This is a genomic window from Cupriavidus sp. D39 (assembly GCF_026627925.1).
GTDB lineage: Bacteria > Pseudomonadota > Gammaproteobacteria > Burkholderiales > Burkholderiaceae > Cupriavidus > Cupriavidus ulmosensis.
This window is the reverse complement of record NZ_JAPNLE010000011.1, coordinates 1-18,613: the sequence shown is the minus strand read 5'-3', so window position 1 is coordinate 18,613 and position 18,613 is coordinate 1. Positions and strand designations below refer to the sequence as shown.

At 61.3% G+C, this 18,613-nt stretch carries 20 protein-coding genes and 2 pseudogenes; 8 read left to right on the top strand and 14 right to left on the bottom strand.

Annotation, left to right across the window (positions count from 1 at the left end; translation table 11 throughout):
* Positions 1–337: 337 nt before the first annotated feature.
* From OMK73_RS37100 to OMK73_RS37085, 4 genes are all read left to right on the top strand, one after another.
* Positions 338–493: a hypothetical protein gene (locus OMK73_RS37100; protein WP_267606682.1), complete on the top strand. Its 156-nt coding sequence runs from the start codon at positions 338–340 to the stop codon at positions 491–493.
* Positions 494–525: 32 nt separating this feature from the next.
* The gene (locus OMK73_RS37095) at positions 526–1,740 is read left to right on the top strand and encodes a DNA-binding protein (protein ID WP_267606681.1); all 1,215 of its coding nucleotides are present in this window, start codon (positions 526–528) and stop codon (positions 1,738–1,740) included.
* A gap of 776 nt (positions 1,741–2,516) precedes the next feature.
* Positions 2,517–3,140, top strand: a complete 624-nt coding sequence (locus OMK73_RS37090; RefSeq protein ID WP_267606680.1) for a DUF6884 domain-containing protein — start codon at positions 2,517–2,519, stop codon at positions 3,138–3,140.
* Complete coding sequence (locus tag OMK73_RS37085) at positions 3,137–3,379, top strand: hypothetical protein (RefSeq protein ID WP_267606679.1); 243 nt, start codon at positions 3,137–3,139, stop codon at positions 3,377–3,379. Before OMK73_RS37090 ends, OMK73_RS37085 begins: the two co-directional genes overlap by 4 nt.
* A 249-nt stretch (positions 3,380–3,628) precedes the next feature.
* On the opposite strand, the pseudogene ltrA reads toward OMK73_RS37085, so the two are convergent.
* The 4 genes and pseudogenes from ltrA to OMK73_RS37065 all read right to left on the bottom strand — a co-directional run bounded on the left by ltrA (position 3,629) and on the right by OMK73_RS37065 (position 6,745).
* A pseudogene (gene ltrA, locus OMK73_RS37080) lies at positions 3,629–5,157 on the bottom strand (group II intron reverse transcriptase/maturase).
* Between the two features lie 7 nt (positions 5,158–5,164).
* Complete coding sequence (locus OMK73_RS37075) at positions 5,165–5,464, bottom strand: group II intron maturase-specific domain-containing protein (protein WP_267606808.1); 300 nt, start codon at positions 5,462–5,464, stop codon at positions 5,165–5,167.
* A gap of 162 nt (positions 5,465–5,626) precedes the next feature.
* A pseudogene (locus tag OMK73_RS37070) lies at positions 5,627–6,186 on the bottom strand (reverse transcriptase domain-containing protein); the annotation flags it as partial.
* A gap of 214 nt (positions 6,187–6,400) precedes the next feature.
* The gene (locus OMK73_RS37065) at positions 6,401–6,745 is read right to left on the bottom strand and encodes a DUF6788 family protein (protein WP_267606678.1); all 345 of its coding nucleotides are present in this window, start codon (positions 6,743–6,745) and stop codon (positions 6,401–6,403) included.
* Positions 6,746–6,838: 93 nt separating this feature from the next.
* Here OMK73_RS37065 and OMK73_RS37060 point away from each other — a divergent pair, with 93 nt between their 5' ends.
* Complete coding sequence (locus tag OMK73_RS37060; RefSeq protein WP_267606677.1) at positions 6,839–8,257, top strand: transposase; 1,419 nt, start codon at positions 6,839–6,841, stop codon at positions 8,255–8,257.
* 181 nt (positions 8,258–8,438) lie between these two features.
* On the opposite strand, the gene OMK73_RS37055 is transcribed toward OMK73_RS37060, so the two are convergent.
* The 10 genes from OMK73_RS37055 to OMK73_RS37010 all read right to left on the bottom strand — a co-directional run bounded on the left by OMK73_RS37055 (position 8,439) and on the right by OMK73_RS37010 (position 16,588).
* Entirely contained in the window at positions 8,439–10,961 is a 2,523-nt protein-coding gene (locus OMK73_RS37055) for an SNF2-related protein (RefSeq protein ID WP_267606676.1), read from the bottom strand.
* Between the two features lie 138 nt (positions 10,962–11,099).
* On the bottom strand, positions 11,100–11,531 hold the full coding sequence (locus tag OMK73_RS37050) for a hypothetical protein (RefSeq protein WP_267606675.1): 432 nt from the start codon (positions 11,529–11,531) through the stop codon (positions 11,100–11,102).
* 8 nt (positions 11,532–11,539) lie between these two features.
* Positions 11,540–12,313 carry a hypothetical protein gene (locus tag OMK73_RS37045; protein WP_267606674.1) on the bottom strand — a complete coding sequence of 258 codons (774 nt, stop codon included), beginning with the start codon at positions 12,311–12,313 and terminating at the stop codon, positions 11,540–11,542.
* 65 nt (positions 12,314–12,378) lie between these two features.
* Positions 12,379–12,966 carry a hypothetical protein gene (locus tag OMK73_RS37040; protein WP_267606673.1) on the bottom strand — a complete coding sequence of 196 codons (588 nt, stop codon included), beginning with the start codon at positions 12,964–12,966 and terminating at the stop codon, positions 12,379–12,381.
* A 12-nt stretch (positions 12,967–12,978) separates the two neighbouring features.
* Positions 12,979–14,220 carry an IS4 family transposase gene (locus OMK73_RS37035; RefSeq protein ID WP_267606672.1) on the bottom strand — a complete coding sequence of 414 codons (1,242 nt, stop codon included), beginning with the start codon at positions 14,218–14,220 and terminating at the stop codon, positions 12,979–12,981.
* A gap of 120 nt (positions 14,221–14,340) precedes the next feature.
* On the bottom strand, positions 14,341–14,604 hold the full coding sequence (locus OMK73_RS37030) for a hypothetical protein (protein WP_267606671.1): 264 nt from the start codon (positions 14,602–14,604) through the stop codon (positions 14,341–14,343).
* A gap of 76 nt (positions 14,605–14,680) precedes the next feature.
* Positions 14,681–15,172, bottom strand: coding sequence for a hypothetical protein (locus OMK73_RS37025; protein ID WP_267606670.1), 492 nt, complete (start codon positions 15,170–15,172; stop codon positions 14,681–14,683).
* A gap of 65 nt (positions 15,173–15,237) precedes the next feature.
* Complete coding sequence (locus tag OMK73_RS37020) at positions 15,238–15,453, bottom strand: hypothetical protein (protein WP_267606669.1); 216 nt, start codon at positions 15,451–15,453, stop codon at positions 15,238–15,240.
* Between the two features lie 68 nt (positions 15,454–15,521).
* Positions 15,522–15,980, bottom strand: coding sequence for a hypothetical protein (locus OMK73_RS37015; protein ID WP_267606668.1), 459 nt, complete (start codon positions 15,978–15,980; stop codon positions 15,522–15,524).
* Between the two features lie 176 nt (positions 15,981–16,156).
* A complete protein-coding gene (locus OMK73_RS37010; protein WP_267606667.1) occupies positions 16,157–16,588 on the bottom strand; it encodes a hypothetical protein in 432 nt (143 codons plus the stop codon).
* Positions 16,589–16,788: 200 nt separating this feature from the next.
* On the opposite strand from OMK73_RS37010, the gene OMK73_RS37005 reads away from it, so the two are divergent.
* The 3 genes from OMK73_RS37005 to OMK73_RS36995 form a co-directional block, all read left to right on the top strand.
* On the top strand, positions 16,789–17,223 hold the full coding sequence (locus OMK73_RS37005; RefSeq protein ID WP_267606666.1) for a hypothetical protein: 435 nt from the start codon (positions 16,789–16,791) through the stop codon (positions 17,221–17,223).
* A 73-nt stretch (positions 17,224–17,296) separates the two neighbouring features.
* Positions 17,297–17,701, top strand: coding sequence for a hypothetical protein (locus OMK73_RS37000; protein ID WP_267606665.1), 405 nt, complete (start codon positions 17,297–17,299; stop codon positions 17,699–17,701).
* The coding region (locus OMK73_RS36995) for a UvrD-helicase domain-containing protein (RefSeq protein WP_267606664.1) at positions 17,698–18,613 on the top strand (916 nt) is incomplete at its 3' end. The genes OMK73_RS37000 and OMK73_RS36995, both read left to right, overlap by 4 nt.

Here is an 18,613-nt window from a genome sequence, read left to right as displayed (position 1 = left end):
ACGGCTGCCAGTCCGGTTGTATAACGTTCACCTCACACCTTGGTTGCCGCACCCAGCTACCGTGAAGCTGTTACCTTCTCATCCCCGCCCGCTACTCGCCAGACGAGTTCCGCTGACGCTTACCTTCGAGCCAGGCGTTCAGTTCAGCCAGCGTGAAGCCATGCTGGGCTAGCGTTGCTGGCGAGGGGAGCCGAGACCCGCCGGCCCAGGAACCGGACCGAGCCCGGTGTCGTGCGTTTGCGGCAGCCGGCGCAGCATAGGCTCAGGCGCGTGCTGCAATCCGGGCGCAACCCCGCGGCTTGCGGGGATAGTCGGCTCGGTGGAGTGGATGGCCACAATGGCAGCAGCCATTCTGATGGGCGGCTTGCATCTGGTCTTCGTCGATCTGGCGCAACAGGGTAAAGAACGCCAACCCGACACGGAGAACGGCATTCCAGGCCCAGCGCGGCCGGGCAGGCAGAAAACCGACTGGGAAGGCGTGCTGTTGCGATAACTTCCTCACAGTGAGGTTTTTGGGCGAAACTGATGGTCAAAGAATCCCCCGGCTCTATGCAGGAGCGCCGCGAACCCTTGCCAGACATGGGTTCGCCAAACCATGCCGGTTGCCAGAGCGCTTTCAAGGCCGTGGCCCTCAGAGCGGGGGCCAAAGATCGTGTCGGGGCGAATAGATCGCTTACCGTGCAAAAATTTTTGAATTCTGAAGCGACCCCAGTTCGAGCTCCTGCCGACCGGTTTAGGCGCCGGGTTGGGAAAAATAGCGTATCGTATCGTATCGTATTATTTCCTATACGATACGACGCTACGGGAGGATGCAATATGGCTCGCCAAGGGGTATCCTACGAAAGCGTCGCCGCCGCGGCCGACGCGCTGATCGCTGAAAACCAGAAGCCAACGCTGACGGCCGTTCGTGAACGGCTGGGTAACAGCGGAAGCATGAACACGATCCACCGACACTGGACCTCTTGGCGGAGCCATCTCAAGCCAGCGCCGCGCAAGGTGAGCGAACCAAACACGCGCCTGCTATCGGCATTGGGTGCGGAGCTTTCCAAGGTCGCCGAGGAAGCTGCCTCTGAATCGGAAGCGGCGCTGGCCCAGGCGCTGCACGAGCTTTCCGTGTACAGCGCCAACGGCGAAGCGCTGGAGGCAGAGCGAGACGCGTTGTCAGAGCAATTGCTCCAGATCACCACCGAGCGCGACACGCTCGCCGGCAAAGCCGCTGGTCAATCCGCCGAGATCGAGCGTCTGACCCAAGATGCCGAGCGCGAGCGCGAGGATACCGCCGTTGTACGGCGCATGTTGGCTCAGGCCGAACTCAGGCTGGAAGCGGTGCCGCGCCTCGAGGAGGAATTGGTACAGCTTCGGGCCCAGCTGGTTGCTGAGCAAGCGGCACGCACGGAAGCTGACAAGATGGCCGCCGTCGCCGAGGCACGGAGGGCTGCCGCCGAAGCGGCCCAGGCACAAGCCGAGGCGCGGCTGGCCAGCGCGGAGCAACGGGAGGGGCGCGTTCGCGTGGAGCTGGTGGAAGCGCAGGCCGCGCACCAATCCACGCGAGAGAGACTGACCGAGGCCGTCGGCGTTGCTGCCGGCGCTCAGGCAGAACTGAAAGCACTGCGGGAAAGACTGGCCGAAGCCGCAAAGCAGGCCGAGGCCAAGGGCCATGCGGAAATGGACGCCCACGGCGCCGGTAGCGACGCGCAGAGACCCGCCCGCAGCCGCAAGCCGCCTGCCGCCGCCTCTTGACTTCGCTGGTGGGAGGGCATCCTGACAGACTGAGCACTCAAGGTTCCGGCTTGGAAGCCGAAGGACCTTCATCCGTCAGGAGAAATAAATGCGTAGCACCATCGCCGCAATTAGCGCCGCCCTCACCTTTGCCACCCCGCCCCGCCTGCATTAGCTCTTGGCGTCCTCGCCTACGGCGACGAGCCGGTAGGTAATCCAGGCGCCGTCGTGCAGGATTTGATTTCGACCGAGTTCGAGCGCTTTTTAGTGCCGCCGGCACGGTCCTAGTGATTCACTACGATACGGTTCAACTGGGAATGGACCATGTGTGCCACGCCACCGTCGGCATCAGCGCGGCACCCGAGTCCGGAGCCACCGCACGGCTTCCCGCTTGGCGCTTCAACGCGACCCGCTTGATCCGGGACCATGGGAGTCTTGACCTGGCTGGCAAACGTGAGTGCCTCACGAGCGCGATACGCGAGGCTGCTCGCAACATGATGCAGATGCCAATTCCGGAGTTGGCGACGCGCAGCGAAGCCTCGATTGTCGGTGCACGCAATACCAAACGCGCCGGCCGCGACATTTGACGGGCTTCGACGAACCGACCTTGACTTCAGCCCCGCCCGGGTAGATTGGATGCACGTTCATCACCCAGGTGCTTTCGATGCGGGCCCACTCCCCCAACTCAACCTCTTCGACGAGCTTGCTCGCGGATCCGTCGCACGATCAATGGCTCGCCCGTTGGTGCTGATGGCCTGCTCCGCCACGAAACTCAACCGCCCCGCCCCCGCGGCGTCATGTATGAAACGTTTCGCGCGCACGTGCGAGCCGATGCGCAGCCCCAGGTCATCATTCTCTCGGCACAGCATGGCTTTATCCAGCCGGACGCGGAGATTGCCCCCTACGATGCCCGTATGACTGCGGATCGCGCGGAGATCATGGTCTCGGACCTGTCGACCGCGATGGCCGGTGCGGTGTGGCCCGACCAGGTCGGCCCGGTCTTTCTCGCCGGCGGCATGCACTACCGTCGGGTGATGCGTGCGGCCGTGGAGCGATTGGCGCGTCAGGTCGGTGCTGGCAGCGCACCGACGATCATGGAAACCAGCGGCGGCATCGGGATGCAGCGCTCCCAGCTCGGCCAGTATCTGGACGGCCTAGGCAATGAACTCTCCGAAGAGATCGGGCACTTTCCCAACGGGCTGCCCTATTTCCGCCGCGCTGGGCCGTTCACGGTGGGCGAGCGCGTCATTCACGCCTACCGACACCTGCCTGGCATTGCGCCCCGTTGGGCAACCATCCGGGCCCTTTTCCAAGGACCGAGTGGCCTGACCGCCGAAGCCGATGTCGAGGAAGGAACGGGAAACCGCGCGCACATTGCTTCCCGTTGGATTGCCCTGACGAATCTCCAGCCGAGCCAATGACTATCACCATCCCCCTGCAGTTGGAAGCCAAGGCCCTCGCTGCCAACCTCGATGGCACGCCCGACGCCCTGCTTGCCCTCACCCATGCCGGCTATCGCTGCTGGACCAAAGCCAGACGCCTGCATTTCCCACCGCCGCGGCGCGAAGCGCTGCTGTCGGAAATCATGCGTTTCTGTGCAGACACAAACCTGCTGGAGTGCCCCCTGACCCTGAGGACGGAGACCGCCTGCATGCGATAGAAGAAATGCTTGACGGGCGCTATCCGCGCTACGCCCGCCTCAAGCGGAACCCGCATCGCGCATGAGCACGCCGGCAGACTGGCCTTCAGGCCCACGAAGTGGCGAACCTCTCGCCGCCCGGACGCGTGAACCTCTCTTCTTGCAGGCAATGACCGCCTCGTAGAGGCGGCAGGGGTGTGGGGGATGCAAAATATCGCGGTAGGAATGCTCATTGCTGGGCACCCCCGCACAGATCCCGGCGTGCCCAATTCAGGCACCGGGCTCCCACCTTGGGTGTTTGACGGCGAATCTGTCGCTGGGCCACGGATGAAGAATTCGAGGTCTCGGGAGCCAGTCATCGGCGAGCCGGGTCATCCGCGCCCACGTCATGGCATCTTTCTGGCTGCGCCGCCGCAGCGAGCGCCGCCAGAGATTGGTAACGTGATAACGAAATGCCACGAGCGCCCGCGAGTTCGTAGGAACCGCGTGGTACGCAAAATAGCCGCGTACCACTTGCCTGAGCCAGTGCCCTTGGATGGGTATTGGTTCATGCATGCGCCGCCGTAACTCCTCCTTAATTTGCCTGAGTTTCGCCTGCATGCGGTCGCCACGGGTCTTCCGCTGAAGCTGGAAGGCACCGCGACGGGATTTGCCACAGATATAGACGAGGCCCAGGAACGAGAAGGTCTCCGGTCGGCCAAGACCATGCCGCTTGCGCCTGCCCGCTGCATTGCGGCCAAACTCAAGCAGCCGCGTCTTGTCCGGGTGAAGCACCAGCGAGAACTCCTCCAACCTCAGTCGCATCGCATCCCAGAAGTGCCGCGCGTCAGCTTCGTGCTCAAAGCCGACCACCACATCATCCGCGTACCGCGAGATGATGACGTTGCCCTTGGCTTCGCGCCGTCGCCACCGGTTAGCCCAGAGATCGAAGACGTAGTGCAGATAGACGTTCGCGAGCAGGGGCGAAATCACAGCCCCTGTGGCGTGCCTTCTTCACTGACGCTCCATTCTCCGTCCTCCAGGACGCCCGCCTTGAGCCACTTGCGCACAAGGCGGATGATGCGTGGATCGCCAATCCGGTGCTCCATGAATCGGATCAGCCAATCCTGGCTGACCGAGTCGAAGAAGCTCCGAATGTCGGCGTCTAAAATCCAGTTCACCGGGGTGCTGGTGATCGCCGTTGCCAGCGCGTCCAGCGCATCGTGCTGGCTACGCCCGGGCCGGAACCCGTACGAGAAACCGAGGAAATCTGTCTCGTATATCCCGTTGAGCACGTCAACCACCGCGCGCTGGACAATCTTATCCTCCAGCGCCGCAATCCCCAACGGACGCTGCTTGCCATCCGGCTTCGGTATGTACTGCCGCCGAACGGGCAGCGCCCGATACGCTCCGCTCTGTACTTGCGCGTGCAAGCGCTGGAGATGTTCTTCCAGTCCCGCCTCGTAGTACCGCCACGTCACGCCGTCCACTCCGGGGGCCGCATTGCGTTTAAGCGCAAAGAACGAATCCCGAAGCCTGTCGATCGTGATATGGTGCATAAGCGCGGTAAACCGTTCCTTCTTCCGCTGCTTTGCCGCTTGCCGTACACGTTCCAACCCCTGTGACACGCTTGCCCGGTTCTGTGCCCGGCGCGTGTGTGGCTGACCCGTGTTCCCCTTGGTCCCCGCCCTTGGCTCCACCCACTCCGCAGCCCGTTTCCAGGCCTTGTTCGCGGGCTTCGTCGCTGTTGGGTCGGAGGAGGCGCGCTTGCGCGCTGGCCTCCGTCCGCCGCACAAACTGCACGTGCCGTTTTCCGGCATGCAGCTTTCACGAAGATGCAGCATGCTGAGAAGCAATAGAAGGTATCAATTGCACAAGGTTCACCAACCCGAACTCCCCGTACAGCCGAGCCGTGGGCAATACTTTCCAGCCCGTATTGCGCCAGCGTTTTAGTCGGTGCGACCATAATCGCCGCACGATCCATCGGTCGAGTCGGTTGAAGAGCTTTCGGACGTGAGAGCGCTTGTAGTAGTGCCCCCAGCCCCGCAAGATGGGATTGAGACGATCAATCAGTTCCCGCGTTCGAAGCGGGACGCACCGCTGTGTGAGACGACGCACCTGATCCATGAGCCGCTGAACCGATTTCTCTCGAGGATACGCATACAGCGCACCCGATCGAACGCCACTGCGGATCTTGGCTGCGGGCAGCGACAACTGCCGCCCGCGCTTGATCTTGTAGCCGAGAAACTCGAATCCAAATCGAACATGCACGATTCGCGTCTTCTGCGGATGCAGTTGTACGCCCAGTGCGGTCAGGATCTTCGTCGCCGCCGCAATCGCGGCATGCGCTTCCGCCTTGGATGAGCAGGTGATTACCCAATCATCCGCGTAACGGGTAAGCTGATAGCCCCTGCGTCGCATCTCCTGATCAAACGGCGTCAGGAGAATATTGCTTAGCAAAGGTGATGCTACCCCACCTTGCGGCGTTCCACGCTCACTCGGGAAGAGGCGGCCCTCGCCAAAGCTGCCAGCTTTGAGCATCGCCTTGATCAGCCCCAGCACCCGACCGTCGGAAATGCGTCGGGCAATGAGCGACAGTAGTTTGTCATGATCCACCGACCCAAAAAATCTTTGAGGTCGGCGTCTACAATCCATTCCCTACCGCCTTCGATCTCCTTCCAGATCTTGCGCAGAGCGTCGTGTGTCGATCGCCCTCGCCGATAGCCGAAGTTGGCATCGTCGAATATCGGCTCGAAGAGGGGCTCCAGCCGGTTGAGCAACGCTTGCTGGCACACGCGATCGTAGATCGACGGAATTCCCAGTTTACGAAACTCTCCCGGCTTACCCATCTTCGGGATCGAGACCTGCCTGACCGGTTGCGGTTGATAGGTGCGCGTGCGCAATTCCGCTTGCAGGCGGTCCAGTTGCTGGTCCGCCTGCTCAGCGAAGTCCGCCACGCTGATTCCATCTACACCGCCGCTGCCCCGGTTGGCCCTTACTCGCCCCCAGGCGATTTCCAGGTTCTTCCGTTGGTACTGGACAGTGCCAAGTTCTTCCGGTAGCTCAGTCCCCGGTTTTGGCCAGCCGCAAAGTTGACAACTCCATCGATAGGTCGATCCAGCGATCCAACAGGATCTTCATGCGCTCAAAGTTTTTCAGTTGACGGCGCACCTCTGGCAAATCCTCCTTCTTCACGAATTTGCTGCCGCTCTTCCCCTTGCGCGTATAGCTGACCTGGTAATAGGGACCATGCTTTTGCGGCGGCGTTGCCTTGCAACGGCACCCCGCTTTGCCGCATACGTTGTACTGCGTTGACAGTGTGCCCGGACGCATGTCGCCTATCTCGACCAATTGTTGTTTGGTCTTCTCTATCTGCTTTTCCAACGTTGCTTCGCGACGAGTGCTCATGACTTGAACTTCCACGGTTTCGTGTGACAAAAGTTTTTCAGATTTTACCGATAGTATTATAGTGCTATCGGATAATTATCAAAAAACTTTCTGATGACTCTTTGGTCCCACTGGCTCGCCGCCGTTGCTGAGCTTCGCCCCGCCTGTTCTCGTGCACGAACGTTTCTCTGGATGCTGCTTACTCTGGTCGGTCTTTGCTGTCGCAGCGACAATGCAGGGGTCACCAGCTTTGTGCGTCTACTCAACTTCGGCGATGCGGCATATCACCGCTTTCTGCACCTGTTTCATAGCGACGCTTTGGACTTGGATGTGCTGACTGCTTGCTGGTCGCGCCTGTGCCTCAAGCTGTTTCAGCCGTTCGAGATCGGCTCGCGCGTGGTTCTGCTTGCCGACGGCATCAAGGCACCCAAGGAGGGCAAACGCATGCCGGGCGTGAAGTTGTTACATCAGCAGTCGGCTTCGAACACCAAGCCCGAGTACATCATGGGTCATTCGCTACAGGCGATATCTTTGTTGGTGCACTCCGCAGCGGGGCAAGTGGCAGCAGTGCCGCTGACCTCGCGCATTCACGAAGGGCTGGTGTTCTCCAATCGTGACTCGTCCACGCTGCTTGATAAGTTGGTGAAATTGCTCAAGCGTGTGGCCACTGACATGGATCGCCAGGTGCTGCTTGTTGCCGATGCATATTACGCCAGCGCCAAGGTTATTGCCCCTCTTTTGGCAGCTGGGCATCACCTGATTTCGCGCGCCAAAAGCAATGCGGTAGCCTATCTGCCTGCTGCTCAGCCTGAGCGACGAGGCAAGGGACGCCCTGCCATCTATGGGAGCAAGGTGCGCCTCAAGGACCTGGCCAGCGACGAAGGCGCCTTCACCAGCGCACCAAGTCCAGTCTACGGCGACAGCAACGTGACGCTGCGGTATCGCGCGCTGAATTTGATGTGGCGACCCGTTGGCCGGTTGGTGCGTTTCGTGATCGTTCACCATCCCCAGCGAGGCACAATTTTCCTGCTCTGTACCGACTTGACACTTGAACCATTGCAGATTCTGTCGCTTTACGGCTACCGTTTCAAAATCGAATTGGGGTTTCGTCAAGCGGTGCATGTGCTGGGTGCATATGCCTATCACTTTTGGATGGCCGGCATGAAGCCGCTGCGCCGCGGCAGTGGCGACCAGTATCTGCACCGAGAATCACAAGAGTACCGCGATGGCGTGCGCCGAAAGATGCGCGCCTTCCATGCCTATGTGCAGCTCGGCGCCGTCGCACAGGGACTCCTGCTGCACCTGGCCATAAACCACACAGCGAAGGTTTGGCATGGATTTTGGAGTTGGCTGCGCACCATGAATGTCGCGATGCCTCCATCGGAACTGGTCGTGGCAAACGCCCTGCGCTCAGGCCTGCCAACATTTTTCGCGACTTGCAGTTCGGTACCAGGCCTCACGAAAATCCTCGACAAATATAGGCGCCAAGACGGTCCCCTCCACGATTGGCCACCCATGCAGCGGGCAGCGTAGAAGAACTTGGCACTGTCCAGTTAAGGTGTGATAGCTGACGTTCAGATCTTCCGCCACGGCATGTACTGTCCGCTCTCCGCGGGAATACGCCTTGACCCGCGCCTGCTCTATGAATGCCGAAGAATACTTTGCTTTCATCTATGCCTCTATCTTTCTCTTGAAAAGAATTTAGAGGCGTCAACTAGTCTGCCACGGGGGCTACCGAGATTTCCTCCATGCGATCAATCACCGCCCGTTGCTTGCTGGTCAACTGATGAAGCCGCTCGACGCCGTCCAGGCCGTGTTGCGGATAGTTGGCAGCGAAGTGCACGGCGCGAATCCTGGCCAGGATGGTCAGCAGGTTGTTTGCCCTCCCATCCCCGCGGACGGTCCGGTACCAATCAGCGAACTCGTCGGCCGCCTTCATATACACCGCAAGGTGGCCGGGATCCCATTCCGTCTCAACAACCTCCGATATCGGGTCGTCGATCTGGATGTACCGAGCCACTTCCGGTTCGCAGACCAGCCGGCGCTTCACGTGCGGCGCCAGCATCTGGCGATACAGCGGCAGATTGCCGATCTTGGGCACCTCCCGCTTCGCCCCGTCCTGCAGGCTTTCCGCAAACTGCCAGGTGACCCATTCGAGCACGACGAAGTCGTTCCGGAACTGTTCAATGCCGCGCACCGCATGCTGTACCGTCGCTAGCCAGCTGGATTGCAGATACCCACGCCGGTAGCCGTAAGGCTGCGCCGCGGTACCGTCCCCACCAGTGAACGCGATCAAGCCGAACACATCGCGCGGATAGTTCGGTATCGGGCTGCCGGTGAGAACGTATCGCCGGCGGGCAGACAGTTGCCATAGGGCGCGGCTCTGGTCGCTCATGGGATTGGCCAACCGCTCGCCTTCGTCCGCCACCAGCAATCCGATCCGCCGGCGTAGACGATGCGCGTAGGTAGCCCGCAAAGACTGCCGTCGGTCTACCACCATGCGCAAGCGCTCATAGGAGATCAGGTTGATGCGGCTTAACGTGCCCAGGTCCTCTGGTCCGTTGATGATGTGCACCGCCTCGCATGGCAAATCCAGCTTGGCGAACTCCTTTTGCAGTTCGCTGATGAGCCGAGATTCGACCACGATCAGGCCGTGCCTAACCCCCGACAGCAGAATCAGTGCCACCGCCAGCCGGGACTTGCCGCAACCCTGTTCCCATGCCACGACCGTTCCCAGAGGCTTGAGCAACAACTCGACCAGGTCATCCTGCTGGAATTCCCAGTCCAGCCAACGATCAATGCCCAGCGCACGGGCCCGTGCGTGCAGGGCGGCCGCCATCTCCGGATACCGAGTGCGAAGCCCCTCGTGCACAGCTTCCCACCCCTCGGATTGGTTCTCGACCAGTGCCAGTGCGTTCAGCTCGTCCAGGGACACGGTATAACTCTGCCCCGCCCGCTCATAGGTATAGCGACCGCCGTCTGTACGGGCAAACGTCAGCGTTTCTCCCGTCTTTACCACCGGGCTGCCCCAGCGAGTGCGATCGACGCAGAAGGTCTTGCGTGCTATCCCTTCCAGTGTCTCGGCAGACGCCGAGCCCGCGATCCAGGCAATATGCCGCAATGGCGTGGCCTGGCGCAGGCTGCGCCGCAAACGGGCACCGAAGTGGGCCAAAAAGCCCTTTGCAAGGACAGGCTCGCCGCCAGCGCTGCGAATCAAGCGCAGCAATCCATCGAACGCAGCCATCGGGTCAGCCTGCACCATGTAGGCTTCGAGATCGAGCCGGGCTTGCCCTGCGTACCGGAAGCCCTTGGGAAGGCGTTGCCCGTCCAGAGCTACGATCCGCCGTTCGAAGATCCGGTTCAAGACCATGGCTTCGGTGAAGCCGCAGTCAAAGCCCAGCACGATCCGTCTGCCGTCGTGGCCAATGCGTACCCGTTTCTGCGAGGTAACAGCCCTTGTGATGGCGGGGCCTTCCTCATCCAGCAACTGGTGATTCAGCCGTGGATCACCATACTTGCGATCGTCCCAATTTAGATCCAGGGTAGGCAAAGCCGAATCCAGGGTTTTGACCTTCTCCCGGACCACCTTCTTGCCGTGGCTGCGATACCGCCCAAACACGGCAATTCCTGTGCGCACTTCCGCACCCTCCTCCCGAAAGGCATTGGCTGGCAACTCGAATACACCGACGAGCCGCGTGAGCATGTCGACTGCGGGATCTGTCCAGCTATGCAGCTCGGCCTCGAGGGTCCGTTCGACGAAACTCATGGGCAGCAAGGCCACGACAACCTGTGCGGCATCCAGCGCCTGCTGCAGCGCATACTCGTGGCTGACCGCACTGGTGTTCGGCCCAAACCGCCCCCAATGCGTCAGCCCAAAGGGCTTCAGGTGAGGAGACTCCAGGTGGATCGAGAACGGCGGATTGATCAAGGCCACGTCGAACCGCGTTGGGTGAATGTCTTCCATTCCCGCGTGCCGAAAGCTTCCTTCGAAACCCGCGGCCTCGAACGTTCCCTGCACCGCTTCGATCGTTGGTACATGCACGTCAACACCGAAAACCACGTGTCGAGCGGGGTCGGCGAACTGTAAGAGGCGGCCGGAGCCTACCGAGTTGTCCAGAATCGACACCTTGCGATTCGGCGTCCAATCGGCCACGACCGACCACATCAAGCGCGCGATCAAGTCGGGGGTGAAGAATTGGGAGAGATGCTGCTGCCTGGCGGCGTGCAGCTCGCCCATATTTGCGATCTTGCCAGCCTGCGAGCCGAGGCTCACAAGGCTGCGCAAAGGTTCGTACCAATGATTCATAGAGACTCCAGAAACGAAAAAGCCCCGCACAAGGCGGGGCAAATGAAATGGATATTTCTCAAAATGTCATCAGGTCGTTGTGGCGAGTTCCCAGCACCATCCTTCGATGCAGTACGTCAGGATCCTCTCGCCGCCGACCTCAATCTCCGTCGTGGCCACGGGGATGACATCTTCGCCATCCCGCACGAATGCCGTCCCCGCGTCGTCGACCTCTACAACGTCGGGAATCAGCTGGGCAAGCTGCCGGATACTCGACAAAGGAAGCTCAGGAACCAACCAGCTGTTCCACCGCGTCCCGTTCGAGTAGGCCGGCAAGGAAAGCTCCGCCGGCTCTTCGAGCGTCACCTGGACGCGCCGATAGGCGCGGTCCTCCGCCGGCGTACACTGGTCTGAGAACGCATCCCATGTGAGGGCGAGTGAATCGCCACCGGCAAGCGGAGCGATCACGACCGATACAACCTCGACGAGGTTGCCGTCCTTATCTCGAAATGTCTTGTGCATGGCGGCTCTCACTCAACTGCCGAGGCAGAGCGCGAATGCTCTTGCAGAAAGCCCGAGACGGAATCCCACAGGCAGTGGGACAGACGGAATTTCCAGCGCGTGTTGAACTGGACAACGTCAAGCTCCGGGAACGTGCGGCGCTGCGGCGTGACGAAACTCTGCGACAGTTGGAACTGCCGCAGACTGGCAGCCGTCGCCTGATGCCCTCCGATCTCAGCAGCTGCTGCGAGCGACAGGAACAAACGCCCTGCCTCATGAGCCGCGGCCGGCAGCAACCGGCGCGTGTGCGTTGCCGTGTCGACCACCTCAGACAACAGGTCCGCACGGAGGATCGCCACACCGCGGGTGCACTTCACCGGTAGCGTCTCGCAAGCGCCAAAGGCGTTCACCAACACCGCCGCAGCCTGCTTGTAGGCGACCCTCGCCCCCTCTTGGGAATACACCTGCACCAGCAGGCCCCAGAGGACATCGAGATCGGGCTCACGGCCCATCTCAATCAGATCCCAAACGTTGTGTTTGCCGTCGAGCAGAAGACGCGTCTCGTCGATGGCAAGGGGCGCTTCCGGTGGCGCGAACTGCTCGGATGCCTTGGCCACCATCTTGGTCACCAGCCGCTTATAGAAGCCGAACAACTCGCGCTCGCGCTCCAGGGGCAACGGCACTTTGATCGCGTCCATGTCACTGGCCGGTAGCCGGGACATCTCAATATTGTGCGCAAGCTGGTAGGCCTCGCGGCGGCTCTCCTGGGCCGCCTTGAATGCGTTTGCAACAATGTTGTACATAGTGGTGCTCCGGGTCATGGGAGCACCCCATCGGGATGCCCCCGAGGGTAAATGGATTGCGATGATTAATCGCGCTCGGCCAGGAAGGCCGCGCCGTGCTCGCCAATGAAGAGCATCAGATCGTCGGCAAGCTGGTGCGACAAACGAAACTCCCATTGGTCCTTGAAAAAGACGATGTCAAGCCCCGACATTTGCCTCTTCTCGCGGTAGTTGTACTCGATTTGATACACGCTGATCGCGCTCAACTGTCGGATTAGCAGATCATTGCCGACCGTCCCTGCGAACGTGGCCAGTGCTTGGAGGCACTGAGCTGTGTGGTCGTAGCTGTAGTAGCCAAGCCGGCGCGTGCCGCGGCCACCGGGCGCCGCCTCCGAGGTGGCGCCCTTACGAAGCACGACCGCTGACGCCGTGCGCTGAACCTCCGTCTTTCGCGCCAAGCCAAAGCAGCGAATCATGGTCTGCGCCGCTTGCTGATAGGCTGCCATTGCGCCACCGCCAGCGTCGTATTGCCGACGAAGGGAGTCCCAGTAGGCATCGAGGTCTGGAATGCTGCCGCGGTCCAATGCGTTGCCGATGTCCAGGCCCGCTCGCTTACGCTCTTCGGATGCGTCAAGCTTCAGGCAAGCGCCGGGGGCGCGAACCAATCCACCCAAGTTAAGCCTCCCTCAGCAAGCCTTATAGGCGGCATGTCGATGAGGCTTATGACGAGGCGGTCGAGGCTTGGCGCGATCCGGTCGCACGCGATGGATACGTGTTGCGATCAAGGTCAAGGTTTCATTCAGAGCAGCCTTGGCCCATCGCAGGCCGAGCAGCGCCGCAGGCAGGACACGTTTGAGGGCAGTGATGGCGTAGGTCCGGTTGATCCGATGGTCCGAGTCAATGGCATGTTCCTGCGCGGCGGTGAGGCAGCACAGGGCGTGGAGATTGTCGCAGAGGATTTTGGCGCCAAAGTCCTGCCTGGCAACCAACTGCGAGAGACCGGACAGATGTTCGAGTGCCATACGGTGTTTGAGGCGTTTGAAAGCCTCCTCGAGGCGCCAGCGCTGGTGATAGAGATCGCGGAAGGTGGCAGCCGGATAGCGGTGCATGTCGAGCAGATTGGTGATGAGCACGCGCACCTTACCGGCTGGCGAGATCTGCCGGATCAGCCGGACGGTCTGTGGGGTAGCCGCACATTCATAGTCGCGCGCGTCATTGCGGGTTGGAGCCGGGAGCGTGACGATGGCCTCGTCGCGGCCGGAGCGGACGAAGTGTCGCACGGCGGTAAAGCCGCTGCCGTCGGCGCGCATGCAGAAAGGGATTTTTCGTTCGTTGAGCACGGCCACCAGCCAGCGGGCGGGGTAGCCGCGGTCAAGCAAGAGCAAGTCGTCGGATTGCAGGCGATCCAGATGCTCGAACAGGATCTGGCGTTCGTTCTCGTGCACGCTGTGCAGTGAGGCGGCGAGCGTGATCTCGGCACCGGGCAAGTACAGGCCGAAGGCGAGTTGATCGCGGGTGGCGGCTCGAGGGAGATGGCTGTGGCGGATGGCGAAACGCAGGTGTGAGGCGTCCGCGGCGACCAGCCGAAAGCCATGCCAGCGCGGCAAATGGTTGGACACTTGCTGAAGCAGCCAGTCATTGAGGTGAGCAAAGACATCGCCGCTGAGTTTGCTGCGAGCCTGGGCGAAGGCTTGTTCACTGATGCACCGGCACAAAGTGTTCTGGCGGGCGAGCGCGGCGAAGAATTGATCGAGTTCGGCTTGTACGCCCATGCGCAAGTTGCCGAGCATGAAAGCGATCAGTGTCGGCAGGGTAAGCTTGCGCCGGCGGGTGAAGGCAGCGGGACGTTTGGGATGGCGGGCAAGATCGTGAAAATCCTTGGTGTGCAGATATTCGGTAAGCGTAGCGAACAAATCGGACAGGGGCATGAGAGCCAAGCGAGGATCGAAAAATGATCCTCTATTGGCCGCCGCCCTGCTTGCGCAAAAAACTGCGCAAGCAGGGCGGCGGCCGCTCAAATCTCCTCACGTGTCAAGACCTTGCGTTGATCAATCGCGGCCTTCTTTGCGCTGCTTAACTTGGGTGGATTGGGGCGCGAACTCCTTACTAGCGCGCATCAGGATGCATCCCGCTACGTGCTCGCAAAACGAAGAGAGTTCTCGCGCCGTGGAGTAGCCACTACGAACTTGCGCGCTGTAGAGGTGCGACTCCAGCCCTGGCAGCTGCGCCCTCTCAAAGTCGACTGCAGTTTGATAGGCCGCCTCGGCAACCTTCTGGGCCTCGACGAACTTGGAAACAATTGCGTTGTACATGGCTTTGTCAATGAAAAGCCGGAAGCGCTCCCGTTCGGGAATCGCCCCCGGACGGGTCAAAAGAATGTGTTATGGGTCAGTGGTAAGCAAGCGCCGGCGCTGCCGCCGTTGGCGTCCAGCCCAGCGCCATCCAGTAGGCGACGGGATGGTCGGGAAAGTCAGGTACCGCACCGAGATACAGGAGCGGCACCTCATCCGGCGCGCGCATGCCAGTCCAGCATTCCTCACGGTATCGCCGGCTCAGCAGAGTCCAGGTGAGTTCCGCGCGGGCAATATGGTCCCAGGTCGTTGGCAGCTTCGATTCGTCAAAGCGACTTTCGCCGCGACGGCTCATGCACGCGACAACCTCGTAGTACCGTCCAAGGTCATGAGAAAAGCCCTGCCGTTGAAATGTCAGTTGCTCTGGCGGCGGAAAGCCGAAGATCCGCTGCAGCTGGCGCATATAGACGGCGGTCTCGCTACGCGAGCGCGCCACATAGTCGGGATCGCCAACCTGAGCGCACGCCTCTTCGGCAGGGACGGGTCCGACTTCGATCCGGATGGGGAGAAGGTTCATTGTGGCTTCCAAGTAGTAACGTCCGGGAAGCCCCACTGGGGGCGTTCCCCAGTGGGTGAGAGTGAGAACGACCGGCCTTACGCCTGGCCGATCTGACTATTGCCGGCGTCCAGCGTAGCTAGCGCCCGGAGCAGACAGCCAACCAGAAGCAGCGCGCCTATGGCCGCGCACGACAGCATTTGCTGCAACAGAACAGCGTCGTCCCGCGTCGCCATCAGGCAGTACAGGACCGACAGCAGGTCCAGCATCAGCGCGACAACAACGCCGGCGGCGAAACGCGTGGAAAAGATCATGATGGCTCCGCGTGGAGGGAGCTTGGCCCATGGGGGCAAGCCCCACGGTTGGAAAGAGAAGAGACGAATCAGTAGTGGTCCATCAAGAATTGGCCGCCATGCTTCTCGACGAACGCAAGCAGCTTGTTGCCGAGCTCGGCGTCGAAGCGGAACTCGCACCAGCCTTTAAAGAACGCTAGCTCGAGACCGGGCAGCGGCACCGCCCGCCTTCCCAGGCAGCCGTACAGATTGAGCAGGAGAAGCTCAGCCGCGAGGTCATCCATGTCGCAGCTTTCAGCGAAGGCCATCACCGCGTTGAGCGCGGCATCCATGGTCTGAACACTGGTAGCAGTCAGGCGGCCGGCTTCGGACACCTGGAAGCTCTTGCGCAACACCACGGCACCGACAGGCTTGCGGTCCAAGGCAAGCTTGGACAGCACAAACCGGCGGGTGATTTCGATGGCGGCGTGTCGAGCACGATCGCAAGAGCCAGCGTGGGCTGCAGCAATACGCGACGGCGGTGATGCCTGTTGGGAAACGAATTGCATGGGAATGCTCCGGAGAGGGAACACGCCCATCCGGGACGTGAGTCCCGAGGGGTTGAAGACTGCCGGCGTGGACCGGGCAGTTATGCTAGCCATCGCGGAGATGGCGGGGTCGATGCGTCTACGACGCGAGAATTGCCGAGAGAATACCGCAAAGCCGCCAACGGTGGAAGACCATGCTAGTCCGATCGCCCTTGCCTGCGCAGGTGGTTGATGAGCGCCCAACGGTAGCGTTCGCGCTCAGCCGGATCCTGCAGATGCGTGAAATCCGGCATCGGCCTGCCGCCGACGGCTGAGCCATCCTCCTCGCGGATTCGGCCGGCATTGATGGCCTCTTGCCGGTACAGCTTGGCCATTCCCCAACCAATTTCCGAGAATGCGACATAGTCCCAACGACCAGGAATTAGGTCTCTGTTGAACCAGGCCTCCCCGGTGTCCGACACCAGGGCAACCACGTCATAGATGCTGCCCAAAGGGGATGGGTTCGCTCGCACCTCGAACCGCAGTACCTCCGGCTCGGGATGCCAGAACACGCGGTCCAACATACGCCGGAAGGCGAAGGCATCAATCGTGGTCAGGGCCTGATAGTACTCGCCCCCAGGCGAGACCATCTCCCGCTCCGAGGCGGGACGCGGGCCGAGCGAAACCTCTCTCATCGAAGCGGCTTACCGTAAAAGCGACGCGAAATCATACAGCTTTCCAAGGCTGACGCCACCCAATCTCGCGCCAAAATGCTCTCTGGAAAGCTGCGCCCGCCTTGACAACGCTGGCGGGCCGGTAGGCTAGAACTACCCAACAATACTTCGACACTATGCGATTCACCCGCCGCGAACGTTACCAACCCATCGACTTTAACCAGCGCCGACAGGCTGCGTTCGCGCGCAAGCTGCAGAGGGAGCAAGCGCGGTATCCGCTGTTTAGCGAGCACATCCAGGCTGAGCAGCACGATGCGACGGAGGAGATCACCCGCCGCCAAAGAAGGGCTGACCGTTTGGAGCGCACCATGCGCGAATTGGACGCCAGGCATTGGCGGCACGGCCGCAGGATGTACTTCGCGCAACCTGAGACAGTCCGCGCCGTGATCCGCGCGCGGTGGGAAGCCTGGGTTGGCCCGACCTCGCCGACATACTATATCTATGTCGTCGAAAGCGTGACCGGCGAAGGGGAGCGCAGGAGCGCCGCGGCGCGAGCTGCGTATCAGGCAATTGTGGAAGCGCGCCCCGCCCCCATGTCCAAACGCCGATGAGACTGAGACTGGCATGATGAGGCCGACTGATGAGCAGCACGCCGTCGTAGAGGCAGTCCGAACCGGCAAGCCAGTGAAGGTGAAGGCCTACGCCGGCGCAGGAAAGACATCGACCCTGTGCCTTGCGGCCGACGCTCGCGCCCGAGCCCGCGGCCTCTATCTCGCTTTTAACCGAGAGATCGCGAACGAGGCGCAGCGCAAGTTCCCGGCGAACACCCGCTGCCAGACCTTCCACTCGTGGGCCTACCGGGCCGTCGCCCCGGAGATCACGCGCAAATTACGCAATCCGGTTGAGCCGCCCTACCAGCGAGCCTTGCGCTACGGCCTCTCTGCCCTGCGCGTCCCAACGGCGATCGGCAAGGACCTGGAGTTGAGTGCCAGCAAGCTCGCCCGGATGGTCGGTGATGGCGTCGCTCGGTTCTGCCGGTCGGCGCAGGCCTCCCCGAAGCCTGGCACATCCCGGTTGATCCCGTCGTGACCGACGAGGCGGCCGATGCCATCCGCGCCGAACTGTTGCCGTATGTGGAGTGCCTCTGGGCAGAGTCCATCAACCCGTCATCTCCCGCGTCGATCAGCCATGACATCTACCTGAAATTATGGGAACGCAGCCGCCCCATGATTCCGGCCGACTTCATCTTGTTCGACGAGGCCCAGGACGCGGACGGTCTCATGCTATCCGTGCTCCGGCACCAGGCAGCACAAATCGTCTACGTAGGCGATCCCTACCAGCAGATTTACGAATGGCGCGGCGCGGTCAATGCCATGGACCACATCCGTGCCACCGAATATGCGCTCACCGAGAGCTTCCGGTTCGGCCATCGCATCGCGTCATTTGCCAGCCGCATCCTGCGTCTCATGGACGAGGGCATGCCGGTGCGTGGTCAGCCATCGATCGCCTCGAGCATCGTCAACGATGCCGTGGCGGGCGAACTACCGGTCGACGCGGTTCTCTGTAGGAAGAACACGACCGTTCTCGCGCAACTGGCACTAGGCCTACATCGCGGGCACAAGGTCGCCGTTCGTGCGAACCTCGCCGAGCTTACAGCCTTCGTCGACGGTGCCGAGCGCCTGCAGCACGGTCAGCGGATCGAGTATCCAGCCTCGCTCGCCCTCTTCGAATCCTGGGAGGACGTCCAGGATTACGCGGAGAGCTTCGCCGGCCGGGATCTGCTCCCGTTGGTGAAACTCATCGACGAGCACGGTGTCGACTATCTGCGTCGGCTACTGGCGTCCGTCTCACCTGAAGACGGTGCCGACTACCTCATCTCCACGGTCCACAAGGCCAAAGGTCTCGAATGGGATCGGGTTCGTCTTGCCGGAGACTTTCGTTTCCGTCAAGGCGATGACGGCAAGCTGACCATGCCTGCGGAAGAAAAGCGCCTGTTCTATG

Coding starts and splice junctions, on each gene's coding strand:
- OMK73_RS37100 (WP_267606682.1), top strand. CDS start 338: ATGGCAGCAGCCATTCTGATGGGCGGCTTGCATCTGGTCTTCGTCGAT.
- OMK73_RS37095 (WP_267606681.1), top strand. CDS start 526: ATGGTCAAAGAATCCCCCGGCTCTATGCAGGAGCGCCGCGAACCCTTG.
- OMK73_RS37090 (WP_267606680.1), top strand. CDS start 2,517: ATGTATGAAACGTTTCGCGCGCACGTGCGAGCCGATGCGCAGCCCCAG.
- OMK73_RS37085 (WP_267606679.1), top strand. CDS start 3,137: ATGACTATCACCATCCCCCTGCAGTTGGAAGCCAAGGCCCTCGCTGCC.
- OMK73_RS37075 (WP_267606808.1), bottom strand. CDS start 5,464: ATGGATCAGGTGCGTCGTCTCACACAGCGGTGCGTCCCGCTTCGAACG.
- OMK73_RS37065 (WP_267606678.1), bottom strand. CDS start 6,745: ATGAGCACTCGTCGCGAAGCAACGTTGGAAAAGCAGATAGAGAAGACC.
- OMK73_RS37060 (WP_267606677.1), top strand. CDS start 6,839: ATGACTCTTTGGTCCCACTGGCTCGCCGCCGTTGCTGAGCTTCGCCCC.
- OMK73_RS37055 (WP_267606676.1), bottom strand. CDS start 10,961: ATGGGCGAGCTGCACGCCGCCAGGCAGCAGCATCTCTCCCAATTCTTC.
- OMK73_RS37050 (WP_267606675.1), bottom strand. CDS start 11,531: ATGCACAAGACATTTCGAGATAAGGACGGCAACCTCGTCGAGGTTGTA.
- OMK73_RS37045 (WP_267606674.1), bottom strand. CDS start 12,313: ATGTACAACATTGTTGCAAACGCATTCAAGGCGGCCCAGGAGAGCCGC.
- OMK73_RS37035 (WP_267606672.1), bottom strand. CDS start 14,220: ATGCCCCTGTCCGATTTGTTCGCTACGCTTACCGAATATCTGCACACC.
- OMK73_RS37030 (WP_267606671.1), bottom strand. CDS start 14,604: ATGTACAACGCAATTGTTTCCAAGTTCGTCGAGGCCCAGAAGGTTGCC.
- OMK73_RS37020 (WP_267606669.1), bottom strand. CDS start 15,453: ATGATCTTTTCCACGCGTTTCGCCGCCGGCGTTGTTGTCGCGCTGATG.
- OMK73_RS37015 (WP_267606668.1), bottom strand. CDS start 15,980: ATGCAATTCGTTTCCCAACAGGCATCACCGCCGTCGCGTATTGCTGCA.
- OMK73_RS37010 (WP_267606667.1), bottom strand. CDS start 16,588: ATGGTCTCGCCTGGGGGCGAGTACTATCAGGCCCTGACCACGATTGAT.
- OMK73_RS37005 (WP_267606666.1), top strand. CDS start 16,789: ATGCGATTCACCCGCCGCGAACGTTACCAACCCATCGACTTTAACCAG.